Origin of the sequence: Plantactinospora sp. B6F1, assembly GCF_040120695.1 — a bacterium.
Classification (GTDB): Bacteria; Actinomycetota; Actinomycetes; order Mycobacteriales; family Micromonosporaceae; genus Plantactinospora.
This window is the reverse complement of the sequence record NZ_JBEEAC010000028.1, coordinates 1-17,878: the sequence shown is the minus strand read 5'-3', so window position 1 is coordinate 17,878 and position 17,878 is coordinate 1. Positions and strand designations below refer to the sequence as shown.

Annotated in this window: 18 protein-coding genes; 11 read left to right on the top strand and 7 right to left on the bottom strand. The window is 72.8% G+C overall.

Annotated elements, in window-relative coordinates:
- The first annotated feature begins 18 nt into the window (after positions 1–18).
- Complete coding sequence (locus ABNF97_RS26640) at positions 19–1,281, top strand: GNAT family N-acetyltransferase (protein ID WP_349340190.1); 1,263 nt, start codon at positions 19–21, stop codon at positions 1,279–1,281.
- A gap of 103 nt (positions 1,282–1,384) precedes the next feature.
- Here ABNF97_RS26640 and hpf read toward each other — a convergent pair whose 3' ends face one another.
- The 5 genes from hpf to mtrA all read right to left on the bottom strand — a co-directional run bounded on the left by hpf (position 1,385) and on the right by mtrA (position 7,408).
- A complete protein-coding gene (hpf, locus tag ABNF97_RS26635) occupies positions 1,385–2,047 on the bottom strand; it encodes a ribosome hibernation-promoting factor, HPF/YfiA family (RefSeq protein ID WP_349340189.1) in 663 nt (220 codons plus the stop codon).
- A 282-nt stretch (positions 2,048–2,329) separates the two neighbouring features.
- Entirely contained in the window at positions 2,330–3,040 is a 711-nt protein-coding gene (locus ABNF97_RS26630) for a ComF family protein (protein ID WP_349340188.1), read from the bottom strand.
- A 21-nt stretch (positions 3,041–3,061) separates the two neighbouring features.
- Positions 3,062–4,873 carry an LpqB family beta-propeller domain-containing protein gene (locus ABNF97_RS26625; RefSeq protein WP_130464731.1) on the bottom strand — a complete coding sequence of 604 codons (1,812 nt, stop codon included), beginning with the start codon at positions 4,871–4,873 and terminating at the stop codon, positions 3,062–3,064.
- The gene (gene mtrB, locus ABNF97_RS26620; protein ID WP_207230834.1) at positions 4,870–6,642 is read right to left on the bottom strand and encodes an MtrAB system histidine kinase MtrB; all 1,773 of its coding nucleotides are present in this window, start codon (positions 6,640–6,642) and stop codon (positions 4,870–4,872) included. Before mtrB ends, ABNF97_RS26625 begins: the two co-directional genes overlap by 4 nt.
- Before the next feature lie 76 nt (positions 6,643–6,718).
- On the bottom strand, positions 6,719–7,408 hold the full coding sequence (mtrA, locus tag ABNF97_RS26615) for an MtrAB system response regulator MtrA (RefSeq protein ID WP_101369873.1): 690 nt from the start codon (positions 7,406–7,408) through the stop codon (positions 6,719–6,721).
- Between the two features lie 270 nt (positions 7,409–7,678).
- Between mtrA and ABNF97_RS26610 the strand changes: the two genes are divergently transcribed.
- The 5 genes from ABNF97_RS26610 (at position 7,679) to ABNF97_RS26590 (ending at position 13,050) form a co-directional block, all read left to right on the top strand.
- A complete protein-coding gene (locus ABNF97_RS26610; protein WP_130464732.1) occupies positions 7,679–8,524 on the top strand; it encodes a hypothetical protein in 846 nt (281 codons plus the stop codon).
- Positions 8,521–9,183, top strand: coding sequence for a DUF4129 domain-containing protein (locus tag ABNF97_RS26605; protein ID WP_207230630.1), 663 nt, complete (start codon positions 8,521–8,523; stop codon positions 9,181–9,183). The genes ABNF97_RS26610 and ABNF97_RS26605 overlap by 4 nt, the downstream gene beginning before the upstream one ends.
- Positions 9,180–10,712 (top strand): DUF4350 domain-containing protein, encoded by a 1,533-nt coding sequence (locus tag ABNF97_RS26600; protein ID WP_349340187.1) that lies wholly within the window; start codon positions 9,180–9,182, stop codon positions 10,710–10,712. Before ABNF97_RS26605 ends, ABNF97_RS26600 begins: the two co-directional genes overlap by 4 nt.
- Positions 10,713–10,813: 101 nt before the next feature.
- A complete protein-coding gene (locus tag ABNF97_RS26595) occupies positions 10,814–11,743 on the top strand; it encodes an AAA family ATPase (protein WP_349340227.1) in 930 nt (309 codons plus the stop codon).
- On the top strand, positions 11,740–13,050 hold the full coding sequence (locus tag ABNF97_RS26590; RefSeq protein ID WP_349340186.1) for a DUF58 domain-containing protein: 1,311 nt from the start codon (positions 11,740–11,742) through the stop codon (positions 13,048–13,050). Before ABNF97_RS26595 ends, ABNF97_RS26590 begins: the two co-directional genes overlap by 4 nt.
- Positions 13,051–13,121: 71 nt before the next feature.
- On the opposite strand, the gene ABNF97_RS26585 is transcribed toward ABNF97_RS26590, so the two are convergent.
- Positions 13,122–13,781, bottom strand: a complete 660-nt coding sequence (locus ABNF97_RS26585; protein WP_349340185.1) for a TetR/AcrR family transcriptional regulator — start codon at positions 13,779–13,781, stop codon at positions 13,122–13,124.
- Positions 13,782–13,802: 21 nt separating this feature from the next.
- Here ABNF97_RS26585 and ABNF97_RS26580 point away from each other — a divergent pair, with 21 nt between their 5' ends.
- Complete coding sequence (locus ABNF97_RS26580) at positions 13,803–14,846, top strand: hypothetical protein (protein WP_349340184.1); 1,044 nt, start codon at positions 13,803–13,805, stop codon at positions 14,844–14,846.
- On the opposite strand, the gene ABNF97_RS26575 is transcribed toward ABNF97_RS26580, so the two are convergent.
- Positions 14,839–15,786 carry a stage II sporulation protein M gene (locus tag ABNF97_RS26575; RefSeq protein WP_349340183.1) on the bottom strand — a complete coding sequence of 316 codons (948 nt, stop codon included), beginning with the start codon at positions 15,784–15,786 and terminating at the stop codon, positions 14,839–14,841. The two genes, ABNF97_RS26580 and ABNF97_RS26575, sit on opposite strands and share 8 nt — an antisense overlap.
- Before the next feature lie 42 nt (positions 15,787–15,828).
- On the opposite strand from ABNF97_RS26575, the gene ABNF97_RS26570 reads away from it, so the two are divergent.
- The 4 genes from ABNF97_RS26570 (at position 15,829) to ABNF97_RS26555 (ending at position 17,755) form a co-directional block, all read left to right on the top strand.
- Positions 15,829–16,893, top strand: coding sequence for an RDD family protein (locus tag ABNF97_RS26570; protein ID WP_349340182.1), 1,065 nt, complete (start codon positions 15,829–15,831; stop codon positions 16,891–16,893).
- Positions 16,881–17,033 carry a hypothetical protein gene (locus ABNF97_RS26565; RefSeq protein WP_349340181.1) on the top strand — a complete coding sequence of 51 codons (153 nt, stop codon included), beginning with the start codon at positions 16,881–16,883 and terminating at the stop codon, positions 17,031–17,033. The genes ABNF97_RS26570 and ABNF97_RS26565 overlap by 13 nt, the downstream gene beginning before the upstream one ends.
- A 144-nt stretch (positions 17,034–17,177) precedes the next feature.
- Positions 17,178–17,381, top strand: coding sequence for a ribbon-helix-helix domain-containing protein (locus tag ABNF97_RS26560; protein ID WP_073824963.1), 204 nt, complete (start codon positions 17,178–17,180; stop codon positions 17,379–17,381).
- Complete coding sequence (locus tag ABNF97_RS26555) at positions 17,378–17,755, top strand: type II toxin-antitoxin system death-on-curing family toxin (protein ID WP_349340180.1); 378 nt, start codon at positions 17,378–17,380, stop codon at positions 17,753–17,755. Before ABNF97_RS26560 ends, ABNF97_RS26555 begins: the two co-directional genes overlap by 4 nt.
- The last annotated feature ends 123 nt before the right edge of the window (positions 17,756–17,878 follow it).

The window sequence follows — 17,878 nt, the reverse complement described above, 5'->3', positions numbered from 1 at the left end:
CTCCGGCACGATGACCGGATGGACCAGAACAGCCGCCCGGTGAACCGGAGCAGCCGCCCGGACGGCGTCGAGATCGTCGAGGCGGGACTGCGGCTCCGGCCGTGGCGGGCCGAGGACGCCGACGACGTGTACCGGGCATGCCAGGATCCGCAGATCCAGCGCTGGACCAACGTGCCCAGCCCGTACCGGGTCGAGGACGCGATCGACTTCGTGACCAAGCGGGCTCCGCAGGCGTGGTTGAACGGCTCCGGAGCGCCGTTCGCGGTCTGCGACGCCGGCACCGGAGAACTCCTCGCCTCCTGCGGCCTGATCACCGTCGACTCGGTGCTCCGGTCCGGGGAGGTCGGCTACTGGACCGCCCCCTGGGCCCGCGGCCGCGGCGTGGCGGTCCGGGCGACCCGGGCGGTGAGCAGGTGGTCCTTCCAGGAGCTGGGGCTGCGCCGGATCATCTGGCAGGCGGAGGTCGGCAACCACGCCTCCCGGCTGGTCGCGCTGCGGGCCGGCTTCCAGGTCGACGGACGGCTCCGGCTCGCCGCCCCACGTCCGGGCGGCAGCCGGGAGGGCTGGATCGGCTCACTGCTTCCGGAGGACCTGACCGGCACCGACCCGGATCAGCCGGACGGCGCGGCGCAGCCGGGTGCTCCGGCCGGTGCCGGCTCACTCCCGGCGCGCCGGGCCGCCGTCTTCGCCGCCGCCCAACCGGTGCTCTTCGCCCGGACCGCCGACGGTACGGAGCTGCGGCTCCGCCCCCTGCACGAGCCCGACCTGGAGGCGATCGTGGCGACCTGCCGCGACCCGGAGAGCATCCGCTGGACCACCGTGCCGGACCCGTACCAGCGGTCGGACGCGGAGTACTTCGTGCACGAGTACAGCCGGACGGTGTGGCGTCGGGGCACCGGCGCCGTCTTCGCGATCGCCGACGGATCCGACCGGTACAGCGGGGTGATGGAGCTGCGGATCTCCCCGGGCGATCCCCTCGTCGGCGACCTGGGTTACCTGGTCGCACCCTGGTCGCGGGGGCGTGGCTACTGCCCGGCGGCGGCCGCGGCCGTTGCCGCCTGGGGCTTCACCGCCCTGGATCTGGCCCGGCTCGAGTGGCGGGCCAACGTGGGCAACACCGCGTCGCGCCGGGCCGCCCAGAAGGCCGGGTTCACCATCGAGGGCACCGCGCGGCACGCCCTCAGCCACCGGGGCAACCGGGTCGACGCCTGGGTCGGCGCCCTGCTCCCCGACGACCTCGGGCTCTTCACCGACGCCGATCGGCCGGGGGTCGGGGGCTGATCGGCGGAACCTCCAGCCACCGCCCCGGCGACGGTTGACGGGCGGGGATGGTCATGCCCACCGGCCCTGGGGACGAGCCCCGGGCCGGTGGGCAACGGTGGAGTCAGCTGGCCAGGGCGATGATGCCGTAGTCGTAACCCTTGCGCCGGTAGACGACGCTGGGGCGGCCGGACTCCTTGTCCAGGAACAGGTAGAAGTCGTGGCCGACGAGTTCCATCTGGAACAGCGCGTCGTCGACCGTCATCGGATCGGCCGGGTGCAGCTTCTTCCGGGCGATGCGCCAGGGCTGGCTGTCGTCGTACTCGTCGTGCTCGTCGAACTCGGGTTCCTGGGCCGCACGGCCGTTGTCGGTCGACCGGGCCGGTGCGGGTGCGGTGAGGGTGGCCAGCGCCGAGTCACTCGCGTCGACGACCGGTAGCCCAGCGGTGGCGGCGGCAACGGAGACCGGGGCATGCCGGCCACGGTGCACGCGACGCCGGTCGGCGGCCCGGCGCAGTCTCGTGTCGAGCTTCGAGATCGCCGCGTCGAGGGCACTGTAAAAGTCCTTCGCACATGCCTCCGCCCGGACCACCGGTCCCCGGGAGATACAGGTAATCTCTATTCGCTGGCAGTGATCGGACTGTCGCGGATTGCGTTCGTGAAAGAGTTCCACGTCGATCCGAATAAGCTTGTGATCGTACCGTTCGATCTTGGCGAGCTTCTCGGCTACGTGCACACGGTAATGATCCGGCACTTCGACGTTGCGACCCTTGACCACGAGATCCATGCGTGACCTCCCTGCGCCATCGGAGAGTCTGCGGAAACAAAAAAGCCCCGGTCAGCCCGCCCCTGGAGGATCCATTCGGCTTGACCGGGTCGAGAACAACGGCGGTGCCTCCCTCCACGCATCCGAGGGGCGTTGGAACATCCGTCATACCCTCGGTAACCCAGACGCTAACCCCAATCGCCCCGACAGTCACCCCGGTCACCAAGAACGGTGGGAAGATTTGCATGAGATGCACGACAGGGTGAATGTCGCGGCACGTAGAGTGACTTTTCTGCGGAGTGGCTAACCACGCCCCCGTCGGACGGTGGCGGCCAGCACCGCCGCCGCGTACACCGGGATTCCCGCGCTCTCCAGCCGCCCGGCCACCGCCGCGAGCGTGACCCCGGTGGTCACGATGTCGTCCAGCAGCACCACCACCCGGCCGGCGGCCATCCGGCGGACCGGGTCCGACCGGCCCGACCGGAGCTGGAAGGCGTCCCGGGCCGCCGCTGCCCGGCCGGCGCTGTCCAGCGTCGCCGAGTCGGGTCGGGGCGCCGCGCGCAGCGGGTGGGCCACCACGACCGGCCAGCCGGCAGCCCGGAGCCGGGCGGCGCAGTGCCGGGCAAGCCGGCGCAGATGGTCGCCGTGCCGGGCCCGTACCGACCGTGCGGTCGCCGGTACCGGCACCAGCAGCACCGGTCGGCGCCCAGTGGCGGCCTCCGCCACCACCTCCGCGAGCAACCTGCCCAGCGGCCGGGCCAGCCCGTGCCGGCCCCGTTCCTTGTACGACAGCAGCGACTCCCGCAACGCGCCCTGGTAGCTGCCGAGCGCCACGCAGTCCGGCAGGCCCGGCGGCGCCGGGGTGGGGCGTACCGGGGCCGGGCGCAGGGCCCGCAGCGCGGCGGCACAGCCTGGGCAGGCACCCTGGCGCAACGGCAACCGTTCGGCGCGACAACCCGCGCACTCGGCCGGCAGCACCAGATCGGTCAACTCGGTCCAGACCCCCGCCAGCACCACGCCTCCCCGGGCAGCAGCTCAGTAGAGGTAGAAGGAGGCGGTGGCCGAGTTCGCGTTGGCCGGGGGCTCGCCCGCACCGGGTGCGACCTGGCTCCGAGTGATGATCGTGTCGGAGACGAAGGCCACCTCGTTCGCCTCGTACGTCAGGGGCAACGGCCGCACCGCCAGGAAGGTGGGGTCGGCGGCCAGCGCCTCGACGGGGGCGGCACTGACGTACCTGATCTGCCGCGACTCCAGCGTCCCGTCCACGTTGATCCGGTTGATCGCCTTGGCGTCCTCGCCGTCCAGACCGGCCACCACGAGCAGGTTCTCGCCGAACCAGTCCACCGCGCTCAGCGAGTGCAACGAGGTGGCCAGCTGGCGGGGCAGCTCGACGTTCAGCCCGCCGTCGATCGGCCGTACCCCCGCGACGTAGAGCCGGCCGCCGGATACGAAGGCGATCCGGTTGCCGTCCAACGACGCCGCCACCGCCGTCACGCTCAGGTCCGCGCCGGAGAACGAGACCCGGGTCAGCCGGGGATTTCCGGCGGTGAAGGTCCAGAGCCGGCCCTCGGCGACGACCAACCCGACCGGTCCGCCGATCAACGCCTCCTTCAGCCACACCGGCCGGCTGATGTCGTCGTACTTCTCCTCGCTGGTCAGGAGACTGCTCGCCACCCCCGGACCGGTGCCCGTACGCAGCCGGAGGGAGTCGCCGTCCCGGACGACCAGCGCCACCGCCACGTCGTCGCGGTTGCGGCTCAACCCGGCGGTGACGATGTCGTGGTTCTCGGCCGCGGGAATCGGCACCGGGTTCGGCTCGCCCGGGCTGGTGAGCGGATAGATCCGGCCCGCGAAGACGCCGTACCGGGCGGCGGCGCCGTCGAGCTCGTAGAGCGGGTTGTCCCGGCGGTAGTCGGCGGCAACCTCGATCATCTTCGACTGGTTCTGGATCTTCAGTTCCAGCTCGTTGTCGAGCAACTGGTTGGTCCGCAGCGACCAGACGATCTGGGTGAAGAGCCTCTCCAGGTCGCGCTCGGTCTCCAGGGCGCCGGCCTTGACCGCGAGGTTGATTTCGAGCCGGCCCCCCTCCTCCGGGGCGGGCACGTTACCCACCGGACTGGTGCCCTCGGGCAGCGCGACGGCCGACTTGAGCCACTCCGACGGGCCGCCGGTCAGCCATTCGAGCACGGCGGTGGCGTGCCGCTGCACCGGCACCGTACGCGGCAGGTAGCGCAGGTCCGGTACCAGCGAGGTGCCGTTGGTGTTCCAGAAGTAGATGGTGTGTTCCTGGTAGTAGTCCTGTAGGGCGTCGTCGGTCATCAGCAGCACCTGTGGCTTCTCCAGCACCCACAGCCCGCCGCCCGGCCCCGGGTCGGTCGGCGCGGCGCCGACGACGAAGGAGTACGACGTGTCCTGCTGCACCGGCTCGCCGATCGAGCCGTTCGCCCGGAGTACTCCGACCTGCTGGACAGTGACGATCACCTTGCTGGTGCCGTCCTTGTTCTGGGTGACCTGGATCCCGCCGGGCTCGACCCGGACGACGTTGATGTCACCCTTCTCCGCTTTCGAGTCGAACCTCGCGCCTTCCAGGATGTACTCGTTGACCCGCTTGTAGGCCTCGCCGGCCTCGCCGGCCGCGGCGGTGAGGAAGTTCTTGGCGAACGTCTCGGGATCGCTGCCGCTCGCGGTACGTCCGGGCGGCCGCGCCGCCGGACGGTCGGCCGGGGCGGCGTCGGCCACCGGCCCCTTGCCGTCGATCCGCACGTCGCTCTCGCCGGGGATGCCACAGGCGGCCAGCCCGGAGAGCAGCATCGCGACGGCACCGAGCGCGATGCGGCGCCGGCTCATCTGGTCACCTCGCTCCGCTCGGCGTCGGCCGGCGCCCGCGGCGCGGCCAGCCCGCCCGGTACCGGATCGACGGCCTCGTCCGGCGTCGCCGTCCCGGCCGGGGCGTCGGCGGCGGCCTCCGCACTGTCCGCGCCGGGCGGCGGCGTGGCGGGTCCGTCGCCGGCCAGGGTCGGTACGGTCCAGCCGAGGATGTCCGGGGCCGACACCGACGCGTCGGCCGGCACCAGCCGCAACGGTGACGAGGTCAGCCGGTCACCGGCCCGGGCCGGCAGGGTCAGCCGGAACTGGGCGCCCTCGCCCGATGCGCCCCACGCCTCCAACCAGCCACCGTGCAACCGGGCGTCCTCCAGGCTGATGGAGAGGCCGAGCCCGGTGCCACCGGTCTGCCGGGCCCGGGACGGGTCGGCCCGCCAGAACCGGTTGAAGACCAGCTTCTCCTCGCCGGGCCGCAGCCCCACACCGTGATCCCGGACCGTGATCGCCACCGCCGTCTCGTCCGCCGCCAGGACCACCGTCACCGGCTTCCCGGCACCGTGCTCCACCGCGTTGCCGACCAGGTTGCGCAGGATCCGCTCCACCCGGCGCGGGTCGACCTCGGCGATCACCGGGTTCTCCGGCACGGTCACCCGCAGCGGCGTACCGCAGCGACCGGCGAGCGACTCCAGCCGGTCGACCACCCGGTGCACCACCGGCACCAGGTCGGTGGGCTCGGCGTCCAGCATGGCGAACCCGGCGTCGAACCGGCTGATCTCCAGCAGGTCGGTGAGCAGGTCCTCGAACCGGTCCAGCTCGGCGTGCAGCAGCTCGGCGGTGCGGGTGACCGCCGGGTCGAACTCGTCCCGCTCCGCGTAGATCAGGTCGGCCGCCATCCGTACGGTGGTCAGCGGGGTACGCAGCTCGTGCGAGACGTCCGAGGTGAACCGCCGTTGCAGCCGGGACATCTCCTCCAGCCGGACGATCTGGCGTTGCAGGTTCGTCGCCATCTGGTTGAACGACGAGGCGAGCAACGCCAGGTCGTCCTCGCCGTTGACCACCATCCGCTGGTCGAGCAGCCCCGCCGAGAGCCGCTGGGCGGTGCGGGCGGCGACCCGTACCGGATTGACCACCAGCCGGGTGACCAGCCCGGAGAGCAGCCCCAGCAGGACGACCAGGGCGAACCCGGTGGCCAACACCGTCGCCCGGGAGCCGTCCGCGATCTGGTCCCACCGGGTCAGCGGTACGAAGTAGTAGAGTTCGACCTGACCGAGCCGAGTCGGTACCGGTGAGCCGTAGACCAGATATTTCGTCGGCCCCTTGTCGAAGAGGTCGCCGGTGCGGAACTGGTGCGCGATGTCGCCGCCCCTGACCGCGTTCTCCAGCCCCGGAGTCAGGATGTCGCTGACGTCGACCTGGGGCGAGGTGGCCGGCGCGACGCCGCTGACCCGCAGCGCGACCACCACCCCGCCGAGCTGGGCCGGATCTCCGCCGGCCAGGTAGTTGACGGTGTCCTCCAGGGTGGCCCGCACGCCCTGCTCGGCGACGGTGGTGTGGTTGCTGAGCTGCTCGGAGGCGTACTGCTGGCCGTCCTCGAGCCGGGCCTTGACGTCGGTGGTGGCGTTGTCGAGCACGATCTCGGTGATGTTGTCGGCGACCAGATAGGCGAATCCGCCGACCAGCAGGCTCGACGCGACCAGGGTGATGGTGACGACCCGCACCTGGAGCGAGCGCCGCCAGGTGCGGTGCAGACCGGTGACCGCCCTCGCGACCCGGACCGAGCTGACGCGCCGCAGCCGCCGCCCGGCCGTGGCGGCACGGGCGAGGATGGCGGACGACGAGGTCAGGGTGCGGGCCACAGTGCACCCAAGGCTATCCGGTGCCCGCCTTGTAGCCGACTCCCCGCACCGTCAGGATCACCTCGGGTCGCTCAGGATCCGGCTCGATCTTGGCGCGGAGCCGCTGCACGTGCACGTTGACCAGCCGGGTGTCGGCGGCGTGCCGGTAACCCCAGACCTGCTCCAGCAGGACCTCCCGGGTGAAGACCTGACGCGGCTTGCGGGCCAGCGCCACCAGCAGGTCGAACTCCAGCGGGGTCAGCTTGACCTCTTCGCCGTCCCGGCTGACGGTGTGCGCCGGCACGTCGATGTTGATCTGGTTGCCGGGCGGCCCGATGGTCAGCAGCTCCGGTGCGGCGTCCTCGCCCCGGCGCAGCCGGGCCCGCATCCGGGCGACCAGTTCCTTGGGCTTGAAGGGCTTGACCACGTAGTCGTCCGCGCCCGACTCCAGCCCGAGCACCACGTCGACGGTGTCGCTCTTGGCCGTCAACATCACGATCGGGATGCCCGACTCGGAGCGGATCGCCCGGGCCACGTCGATGCCGCTCATTCCGGGCAGCATCAGGTCGAGCAGGACGATGTCGGGCCGATTCTCCCGGAACGCGGCCAGTGCCCGTTCTCCGTCGGCGACGAACGAGGGCAGAAACCCCTCGCTGCGCAACACGATGCCGAGCATCTCGGCCAGCGCGGGGTCATCGTCGACGACCAGTACCCGGGCTCTCATGACACTAATATTCCACTCTCTGCTCCACGGCGGTGTCCCGCCTCCCGGCGCGGCGTACCGCCGGCCCTCTCCCCGGGCACGAAGCGCAGAAGCCTACCCTGGTCGACCGCCCGGGAACCAGGGGCGGAACCCGGGAGCTCCGCCCTCGGTGACGCACACCGAACCGTGACGTGGGAACCGGCCGAGCGGCTCGGCCCGGGACGGGCCTACGTGACACCATGACTGCTGCGGCGTATCCCCCCGCCCGTCCCGAAGCCGCCAGGAGTACGTTTGCCCGACGCCGCCCCGATCGCCGTACTGCCGCTGCGGCCGCTCACCGTCGGTGAGCTGATCGACTCGGCGGTCCTGCTGCTCCGCGACCACGCCCGGGTGCTGGTGCCGGTCGCCCTGGTGCTGGCCGCGCTGGAACAGCTCCTGCTGTACCCGCTGCGGCTGGTCGCCGGGGCCACCCCGCCGGCCTACCTGCCGACGTTCGACAGGCTGCCGGCGTACTGGTTCCTGCTGGCGGTCGGCGCCGCCTGCGAAGGAGTGATCATCGCGCTGCTCGGCAACCTGACCGCCCGGGCGGCCGGTACGGTCCTGCTCGATCCCGGCTCCCCGGCCCGCGGGCTGCTCCGCCCGCGCGGGGCCCGACTGCCGGTGGCGCTGCTCGTCGCCCTGCTGGCCGGTGCGGTGATGTTCGTTGCGTCCCTGATCATGCCGCTCTGGGTGGTCGGGTTCGCGCTGCTCGGCTCCGTGGCGCCAGCGATCGTGCTGGACCGGGTCGGGCCGTTCCGGGCGCTGTGGCGCTCCGCCACGCTCGCCCTGCGCACCGGCGGCCGCGCGGCGGCGGTACGGATACTCGGTTACCTGGTCTGGTGGCTGCTGCGGATCGGGCTCGCCGTCGGTGCCGTCACCGGTCTGCACTCGGCAGGACTGCTCGCGGCGGAGTGGCACCTGCCGGTCGGCCTGGCGGTCTGGACCCTGACGAACGGCGTCGCCTATCCGGCGCTCGCCTGCATCGACGCGGTGGTCTACCTGGAGGCGCGGATCCGCACCGAGGGGCTGGACATCGTCATCGACCGGGCCCGGCGGACCGGGTCGGCCATGCTCACTCCGCCGGCAGGTCGCCGGTGAGTTTCAGCCGCTGGTGGACCGAGACGACGGCCGCGATCGGCGACCGTCTGCCGCTGCCCCTCGTCGCGCTCCTCCTGGTGCTGGCCGGCGTGCTGGTCGCGCTCGGCTGGTTCCACTACCCCGCCTGGGTGCCCCGGCGGCTGCCGCGCTGGCGCCTGCGCCGGTGGCGGCGACGGCGGCAGCCCGGTCCGGCGCCGGCCACCGGGCCCGAGCCGGAGGCGACGGCCGACGATCCGGAACTGCCGGACGTACCGGCCGGGACGCTGGTCGCCCTCGCCGACCGGTTGGCCGCCGAGGGCCGGTACGCCGAGGCGGCCCGCGAGCGGTTCCGGGGGATGGTCCGGGAACTGGTCGACCATGGGGCGCTGGAACACCGCCCCGGGCTCACCGTCACCGAACTCGCGACGGCGGCCGCCCGGAACCGCCCCGAGGTGGACCACCCGGTCTCCGAGGCCGGCCAGGTCTTCTCCGACCTCTGGTACGCCGAGCGTCCCGCCCGGCGCGAGCACGACGACCGGATGCGGATGCTCGCCACCGAGGTGGGCCGGATCCTCGCCGGCACGGACCACCCGGCGCCGGGAGGACCCGCCGAGCCGGCCCGGACCGCTCCGGAGCCGGACCACCACCCGACGGCCCGGCCCGGGACGGCACCGAGATGACCACCACCCCCGACCCGACCACGCCCACCGTGGGCGCGACCGCCCCCGGCCCGACCGCCCCCACCCCCGGCCCGACCGTGGCGGCCGGCGATCCGCGGGAGGGCCCCGGGGCGTCGGCACCGCACGGTTCGCCGGCGCGGTCCGGGACGGGCCGCCGGCGACGCCGCTGGCACCGGCTCGTGATCCCGCTCGGCGCCGTCGCCGTGCTGCTCGCCGTCACCGGGATCACCCGGGCGATCGACCAGCCCGACCGCGGCTCCCCCGGCTTCCTCTCCCCAATCAACGTCGACGACGAGGGCGGGAGCCGACTCGCCGACCGGCTGCGCGCCGAGGGCGTCGTCGTCGAACGGTTCACCAGTACCCGCCGGGCGCTGATCCAGGCGACAAGCCCGGGGTTCACCCTCTTCGTCCCCTCGCCGGGCCTGGTGCACCCGCTGTACCTGCCGTACCTCGCCGAGCCGGCCGACCGCGCCCGGGTGGTGCTGGTGGACCCGCCGCAGCGGGTGCTGGACGGCGCCGGACTGCCGCTGGTCGCCACCGGTCGGCGGTGGGCGGCCGGCGCGGTCGAGGCCGCCGCCGACGACCGGCCCTGCCCGCTGCCGGAGGTGACGAGGGCCGGGCGGGCCGCCGCGCTGCTGCAGCGGTTCGCCAGCCCGCCCGGGCTGCCCGACCGCACCGACTCCTGCTACTCCGGTGGGTTGGTCCGGACCGAGCCGCGCGACGGCGAGGCCACGGATCGGCGCGGCAGCGAGGTCGTGGTGATCGGCGCCAGCGACCCGTTCCGGAACGACCGGATAGCCGAGCGGGGCAACGCCGCGCTCGCCGCCGGACTGCTCGGCATCCACGACCGGGTCGTCTGGCTCGACCTGGCCGGGCCGGAGCCACCGCCGCCGTACCAGCGGGACGACGAGTTGGACCCCTGGACGTCGACGCCGGACGGCTCCGACAGTTACCCCGACGGCGAGTTCGAGGAGCGGGACCGCACCCCGGAGTACGACGAGCGACCGCAGCCGCCATCCGGGCAGGACGACCAGGCAGCCCCGCCGGAGCGGCGCAACCCGCTATGGGACGCCTTCCCGCCCTGGTTCTGGGCCCTGCTGGCGCAGCTCGCCCTGGCCCTGCTGCTGCTGGTCCTCTGGCGGGCCCGTCGGCTCGGGCCACCGGTCGCCGAGCCGCTGCCGGTGACCGTCCCGTCCGCCGAGACGGTGCGGGGTCGCGGCCGGCTCTACCAGCGGGCCCGGGCGTACGGGCCAGCGGCGGAGACGCTGCGCGCGGCGGCGCTGCACCGGCTGGCGCGGTCCCGGGGCGTGCCGTCCGACGCCGGGCCGGACGAGGTGGCCACCGTCGTCGCCGCGCGTACCGGCCGGAGCGCGACCGAGGTGCACGACCTGCTCCACGGTCCGGCCCCGGAGACCAACCAGGAACTACTCGACCTGGCCCGGGCACTCGACGACCTGGCCGGCTCCCCCGACACCGCCCCGCCCGGCCAGCCCCGGCACGACCGCCCCAGTGAAGGAGAAGCCTGGTGACCCGACCCGCCGGAACCACCGACCCGCGCCACGCCGCCGCGCCGTACCCGGTCCCGGCGCAGGGCGGCGCCCCGGCCGAGGCCGACCGGGCCCGCGCCGCCCTGCACCGGCTGCGGACCGAGGTCGCCAAGGCGGTCGTCGGGCAGGACGCCGTCGTCACCGGGATGGTGATCGCGCTGCTCTGCCGGGGGCACGTGCTGCTGGAGGGCGTGCCGGGGGTGGCGAAGACGCTGCTGGTGCGGACCATCGCGACCGCTCTCGACCTGGAGTCCAAACGGCTCCAGTTCACCCCGGACCTGATGCCGGGCGACGTCACCGGCTCGCTGATCTTCGACCCGCGCACCGCCGCCTTCACCTTCCGGGAGGGACCGGTCTTCACCAACCTGCTCCTCGCCGACGAGATCAACCGGACGCCGCCGAAGACCCAGGCCGCGCTGCTGGAGGTGATGGAGGAGCGGCAGGTCTCGGTGGAGGGGAACCGGCGCCCGCTGCCGGACCCGTTCATCGTGGCCGCCACCCAGAACCCGGTGGAGTACGAGGGCACCTATCCGCTGCCCGAGGCGCAGCTCGACCGGTTCCTGCTGCAACTGACGATGCCGCTGCCGAACCGGGACGAGGAGCTGGGCGTACTCCGGGCACACCACGGCGGCTTCGACCCGCGCGAGCTGGCCGCCGCCGGGGTACGCCCGGTGGCGAGCGCGGCCGACCTGGCGCTGGCCCAGACGGGGGTCAGCCGGGTCGGTGTCGCCGAAAACGTGCTCGGCTACATCGTGGACCTGTGCCGGGCCACCCGGACGGCGCCCGCGCTGGAACTCGGCGCCTCGCCCCGGGGCGCGATCGCGCTGCTGGTCACCGCGAAGGCCTGGGCCTGGCTGGCCGGGCGCGACCACGTCACCCCGGACGACGTCAAGGCGATCGCCCGGCCGACGCTGCGGCACCGGCTGCGGCTGCGGCCGGAGGCCGAACTGGAGGGCGTCACCACCCGGTCGGTGCTGGACGCGGTGCTCGGCACCGTGCCGACGCCACGATGACGCCACGGGCGGCGGCCCTGCTCGGTGCGGGCGCGCTGACCCTGCCGCTCTGGCCGGCGCCGTGGCTCGGCGTACTGGTGATGTCCGGGGTGGTGCTGGCGCTGACCGTACTGGACTGGCGGTTGGCCGTCCCGCCGGACGCGGTCGAGGCGAGCAGGGACGGCGACCGGGCGGTACGGCTCGGCGACACCGCCACGGTCTCGGTGTGGCTGCACAACACCTCGGGCCGGCCGCTGCGCGGGCTGGTCCGGGACGCCTGGGTGCCGTCCGCCGGGGCCCGGTTCGACTTTCCTGGCGCCCCGAAGGTGCGCGTCGAGCCGGGTGCCCGGGTGGAGCTGCCCAGCCGGCTGACCCCGACCCGGCGCGGCGACCGGCCGGCGCTGCGGCTGACGCTGCGCTCGTACGGGCCGCTGGGGCTGGCGTTCCGGCAGCGGAGGGAGCGGCCGCCGACCCCGCCGTGGACCCTGCGGGTGCTGCCCCGGTTCGAGTCCCGCCGGCACCTGCCGGAGAAGCTGGCCCGGCTGCGGGTCATCGACGGCACCGAGGTGGCCCGGGGGCGGGGCCAGGGTACCGAGTTCGACACGCTGCGGGAGTACGTGATCGGCGACGACGTGCGCTCGGTCGACTGGCGGGCCAGTGCCCGGCGGGCCGACGTACTGGTCCGGACCTGGCGACCGGAGCGCGACCGGCGGGTGGTCTGCGTACTCGACACCGGGCGCACCTCGGCGGTGCGGGTCGGCGACGAGCCCCGGCTGGATGCCGCCATCGACGCCGCGCTGCTGCTGGCGGCGCTGGCCGCCCGGGCCGGTGACCGGGTGGACCTGCTGGCCGTGGACGACGCGGTCCGGGTCGCGCTGACCGGGGGTGCCCAGTCGACGCTGCTGGCCCGGATGGTCGACGTGCTCGCCCCGCTCCAGCCGACCCTGGTGGAGACCGACTTCGAACTGGTCGCCGGGGAGATCCTCCGGCGGGAGCGCCGGCGATCGGTGGTGGTGCTCTTCACCGCCCTGGAGCCGGGCGCCCTCGGTGAGGGGCTGCTGCCGGTACTGCCCCGGTTGGCCACCCGGCACCGGGTGATCGTGGCGTCGGTGCACGACCCGGTGCTGACCGACCTCACCACCCGGTCACCGGAGACCGTCCAGGACGCGTACGCGACGGCCGCGGCCTGGCGGGCGCTGGGCGACCGTGACCGGGTGCGCGCGGCGCTGGCCCGGCACGGGGTGACCGTGGTCGACGCCCCGGCCGACCGGTTGGCGCCGATGGTGACCGACACCTACCTGCGGCTCAAGGCCCTCGGCCAGCTCTGATCGCGACCTGCCGGTCACCTCGGGCAGCGGCCAGGGCGCCGGAGGGCTGAGGGCGGGAGTGCCCGGCGGGTTCAGCTTCCTCGCGGGCAGCGTTGCGCCGCCAGGGCGTCGAGATGATGCGCGACGGCGGCGACCAGCGACTCGGCGGTATGGATGTCCGGTCGCATGGCCGCATGGACGGCGAGGCCGTCCAACATGGCATGTAGGCGTTCGGTCTCGGCTGGTATGTCGGTCGGGGCGAGGCCGGCGGCGGACAGGTCGCTGATCATCCTTCGGCAGCCGGCTCGCAGGGCGTCGTATCCCTCGTCCCGCAGGGCTCGAAGCGCGGGGTCGGCCATGGCTCCGGAGGTGAAGGCCAGCCAGACCTCGTTCTCCGACCGCCGTTCCTCGTCGAGCGGGAGCAGTTCGGCGAGGGTCCGCTGCACCCGTCGTCTGGGGTCGGGCTCGGGTGCCAGCCCGGTCAGGCGGGCTTCGATCCGGTCGATGACCGTCCGGAACGCGAACACCATGAGTTCGGACTGGCTCGCGAAGTAGTGCCGGAGGGAACCCATCGACAGTCCCGCCTCGCGGGCGACGTTGCGAACCGAGGCTTGCTCAAGACCGTCTCGGCGGATCACCCGCCACACGGCTTCGACCAGTTCCCGTCGACGCTCTGTCGGATCCACCACCTTCGGCATTGACCTTTTATAGCACAGTCGTGTTAGTCTGCGCCGACCAACTAGCACGGTCATACTACAAAGATTTCGAGGTGGATGATGGTCCTCTCCCGCACGACCGACCCGCCGCCAGGTCCGCCCCGGTACGGCCCGGGGACACTGCTGCACAGGCGCAGCGTGCAACTGACCGCCGTCGGCTGGCTCGCCGGCAACCTGGCGGTCCTCGCGGTGGCGGGGGACGTACTCCCGTTCGACTGGCCGGCCGCTGCGGCCCGCACGCCGGTTGGCCACCTGATGGACGCCAACCTGGCTCTGGCGGAGGTGCTCCTGCTCACCGTGCTGACGTACTGGCTCACCCGGGGCCGGAGGCTGCCCGACCTGGCCGACCGTGCGCCGGAGCGGTCGGTGGCCGCCCGGGAGACGCTGTTCCTGCTCGCCTACGGGGCTGCCGGGCTGGCACTGGGCTTCGTCCTCGCCCGACTCGCCGGTTGGCACCCCTTCGGCCTTCACCTGGCCGGCACGATCTACGGGACGCACGACCACGTCAGCCCGGCCGAGTCCATCGCCTGGGCAACCTACAATCTCGTGGTCTACGCGGTGGTTCCGCTGCTGTTCTTCCGGCGGCGCTACTCCGCCGAGGCGCTCAACCTTCGCTCGAGCAACCGTCGGGCCGACGCCACCCTCATCGGCGTGGTCCTCTTGATCGAATCCCTGGTCCAGATCGCGGTGCTCGCTCCGGAGACCTTCGACCTGGCGCCCGGCCAACTCGTGCTCGGGGCCACCCTGACCTTCACGCTGTACCTGGCCGGCGCCGTGCTACCCGCGATGATCTTCATCTACGCGATTCTGGTGCCGCGCTTCCTGCGGCTGACCGGGTCGACGGCGGCCACCGTGATCCTGGGGGGTCTCACCTACACCGCGCTGCACGTCTGGGACGCGTGGACCGTGTTCACCTCACCGGGCAACGCCGCCCTGTCGGTCGTCTTCCTGCTGTTCACCTACTTCGCGCCGGGGATGTTCAAGACGGTGCTCACGGTCCGCACCGGCAACGCATGGGTGCACGTCTGGGCCTACCACGCGCTGGCGCCGCACACCCTCATCGACGCACCACACATGGTCCACGTCTTCGATCTCAGGTAGCGGCCCTGGCACCACGACGACCGAAGTAGCACACGTAGCCGAGGAAGCCGAGCCAGGCGAGCACGCCGATCCCGATCCGGATCCCGGTGGGGACCGCCGCCGGGGTGACGAAGGCCTCGATGAGGCCGGCGACCGCGAAGAGCCCCACCAGGCCGACCGCGACCAGCACGCCGGAGCGGCCGGCCCGGGCGACCGCCTGCCCCCGGGTCAGCTCGGGCGGCGGCGCGATCCAGGCCCAGCCGATCCGCAGGCCGACACCGGCCGCCACGAAGATCCCGGTCAGCTCCAGCAGGCCGTGCGGGGTGATCATGCTGAAGAAGACGTCGGTACGGTCGTAGGCGGCGAGCACCCCGCCGGTCACGCCGATGTTGAGGGCGTTCTGCCAGAGCAGGTAGAACACCGGCACGACCAGGATGCCGGAGGCGAGGCAGCGGGCGGCGATCCAGGCGTTGTGGGTCCAGAGCTGGAAGGCGAAGCTCGGTGCGGCGTACTCGCTGTAGTAGCCGACGAAGCGCGCCTCGAACGCCTCGGCCGCGGCCTCGTCGCCGATCAGCGCGGCGGCGGTCTCCGGATGCCCGGCGGTCCAGTACATCAAGAAGCCCGCGACCAGGACGAACCCGACGCCGACCGCGGTCCACCACGGCCAGGCCCGATAGACCGCCAGCGGAAAGCCGGTGCGGACGAACCGGCCGACGGCGCCGAGGGAGAACCCGGACCTGCCGGCCAGCCGGCTCCGGGCGGCCAGCACCAGTTGGGAGAGCCGGGCGACCAGCACCGGGTCGGGCGACCGGCTGCGCACCACCGACAGGTGCGTGGCGACCCGCTGGTAGAGCGCGATCAGCTCGTCGGCCTCGTCGGCGTCGAGCCGGCGCCGCCCGGTCAGCTCGGCCAGCCGCCGCCATTCCCGGTCGTGCTCCGCCGCGTACGCGTCGAGATCCAACTCAGTCCCCCAGGGTTCGCGACCATAGTGTTCACTGTCCTGGTGACAGCGCAACCACCGAGGTCCGCCCGTGCCCGGCCGGCGCACCCCGGCGGTTACGGTGCGGACGCCGGGCTGGTCAGCGGCGAAGCGGTCGAACTGGACATTCGGGCCGCCCGGCTCGGTTCCCGGGTACTGGCGCTGCTCGTCGACATCCTGGCCCAGGTCACCCTGGCGGTGATCATGGTGATCGGGGCGGGGATCCTGCTCACCGCGTTCGTCGGCCCCGGCGCGCTGGACGCGGCGACCCTGCGCGGGTTGCAGACCGTCGGCGTGGTGCTGATCCTGGTCGGCTATCCGGTGGCCTTCGAGACCCTCAACTCCGGCCGTACGGTCGGCAAGCTCGCCGTCGGGCTGCGGGTGGTGCGCGCCGACGGTGGCCGGGTCGGTTTCCGGCAGGCGCTGACCCGCAGCCTGGTCGGCGTCGCGGTGGAGTGGCCCGGTCTGGTGCTGCCGCTGCTGACCTGGGCGGTCGGGGTGACGGTGATGCTCACCGACCCCCGGGGTCGACGGCTCGGTGACCTGGCCGCCGGCACGCTGGTCATCCACGACCGGAGCCCCGCCGGCACCGGCTACGTGCCGACGATGGTCCCGCCGCTGGCCGGCTGGGCGGCGACCCTGGACCTGACCCGGCTGGACGACGGGCTGGCGCTGGCCGTACGCCAACTGCTCAGTCGCACCTCCACGCTGACCCGGGACGCCCGGCGGCGACTGACCCGGTCACTCTGGGCGGAGGTGGCGGCGGTGACCTCCCCACCGCCACCGCCGTGCCTGCCCGAGTGGGCGTACCTGGCCGCCGTACTGGCCGAGCGGCACGCGCGGGCCCGGCAACGGCTGGCGCGTACCCGGTCGGTGACCGCGACCCTCTGGCCGGAACTCGTCGCGCCGGCCGCCGAGCCGCCGGGGTCGACACCGCTCCGGCCGGCGGCCCCGGCCCTGGCGCAGCCGCCCGTGCCCGAGCCGACCGTGGCGCAGCCCGCCGCCCCCGAGCCGGTACTGGCGCAGCCTGCGATGACACAGCAACCGGTGGTGGCCGGTTCCGGTAGGCCGAACGGGTGGACCGGGTGAAGGCGTTCCTGCCCTGGCTGCTGGTCCTGGCGCTGGTGATCGCGCTGAACGCGCTGCGCCTCCGGCCGCTCGGCGCGGTGGTCGCGGTCGCCTGGCTCGGCTACTGCGTGTGGACCTGGTTCCGGCCGCGTCCCCGTTGATCCGGGACCGGCTGGCGCAGCTGGGGCTCCACCGCCCGCCCGCCGGAGGCGGACCCGCACCAGGAGTCGCGCGACCGCGCCCTGAAGGCTCGCGAAGACCTCGGGATAGGTGATTCCCGTGTGTATGAGCAGTATGATTTCCATATGGTCACCACTGTCAATTTGCCTGACGGGTTGCATGAGCGGCTCAAGCAGCTCGCCGAGCAGGAGCACCGGTCGATGAACGCCACCATCGTTGTGGCGGTCGAGGAGTACGTCTCGGCCCGCAGTCACCGTGCCCGGGTGCGGGATCTTGCGCGGGAGGTTGCCGAGCGCGACGCCGAACTGCTGCGACGGTTGGCAGAGTGACCAACTATCTTGAGGTCGACGACCTCATGGAGATCGCCTCGATCGTCTTGGGCGAGACGCCGCAGGTCCGTGATTTCGGCCTGCTCTCGTCGGCGGTGGTTCGCCCGGCCACCGTGGCGTTCGGCCAGGAGGCTTACACCGATATCTGGAGCAAGGCCGCCGCGCTGCTCCACTCGATCTGCATGAACCACGCGCTGATCGATGGAAACAAGCGTCTCGCCTGGGCTGCGGTGCGTGTTTTCCTGGCCCTCAACGAGGTGCCGATCCAGGATGTCGATGTTGATCAGGCAGAGGCTCTTGTGATGTCGGTGGCCAGCGGCACCCTGACCGAGGTCTCCGACATCGCCCGTGAACTCCGCAAGCTCTACGTCTGATTCCCTATCGGGGATTGGTTGTCAAGGGGCCGTGTTGCTTGACGGTCCGTGACGGTGTCACGGAGGATTCGTGTGGGGAAGGTCGCCTCGTTCGTACGCTTCGAGCGTCTTTTTGATCATGTC

What these genes read in the sequence shown, in the direction of transcription:
- ABNF97_RS26640 (WP_349340190.1), top strand. Translation starts at nt 19, where the DNA reads ATGGACCAGAACAGCCGCCCGGTGAACCGGAGCAGCCGCCCGGACGGC.
- ABNF97_RS26600 (WP_349340187.1), top strand. Translation starts at nt 9,180, where the DNA reads ATGACCACCACCCCCGACCCGACCACGCCCACCGTGGGCGCGACCGCC.
- ABNF97_RS26580 (WP_349340184.1), top strand. Translation starts at nt 13,803, where the DNA reads ATGATGGTCCTCTCCCGCACGACCGACCCGCCGCCAGGTCCGCCCCGG.
- ABNF97_RS26560 (WP_073824963.1), top strand. Translation starts at nt 17,178, where the DNA reads ATGGTCACCACTGTCAATTTGCCTGACGGGTTGCATGAGCGGCTCAAG.
- ABNF97_RS26585 (WP_349340185.1), bottom strand. Translation starts at nt 13,781, where the DNA reads ATGACCGTGCTAGTTGGTCGGCGCAGACTAACACGACTGTGCTATAAA.
- ABNF97_RS26625 (WP_130464731.1), bottom strand. Translation starts at nt 4,873, where the DNA reads ATGAGCCGGCGCCGCATCGCGCTCGGTGCCGTCGCGATGCTGCTCTCC.
- ABNF97_RS26590 (WP_349340186.1), top strand. Translation starts at nt 11,740, where the DNA reads ATGACGCCACGGGCGGCGGCCCTGCTCGGTGCGGGCGCGCTGACCCTG.
- mtrA (WP_101369873.1), bottom strand. Translation starts at nt 7,408, where the DNA reads ATGAGAGCCCGGGTACTGGTCGTCGACGATGACCCCGCGCTGGCCGAG.
- hpf (WP_349340189.1), bottom strand. Translation starts at nt 2,047, where the DNA reads ATGGATCTCGTGGTCAAGGGTCGCAACGTCGAAGTGCCGGATCATTAC.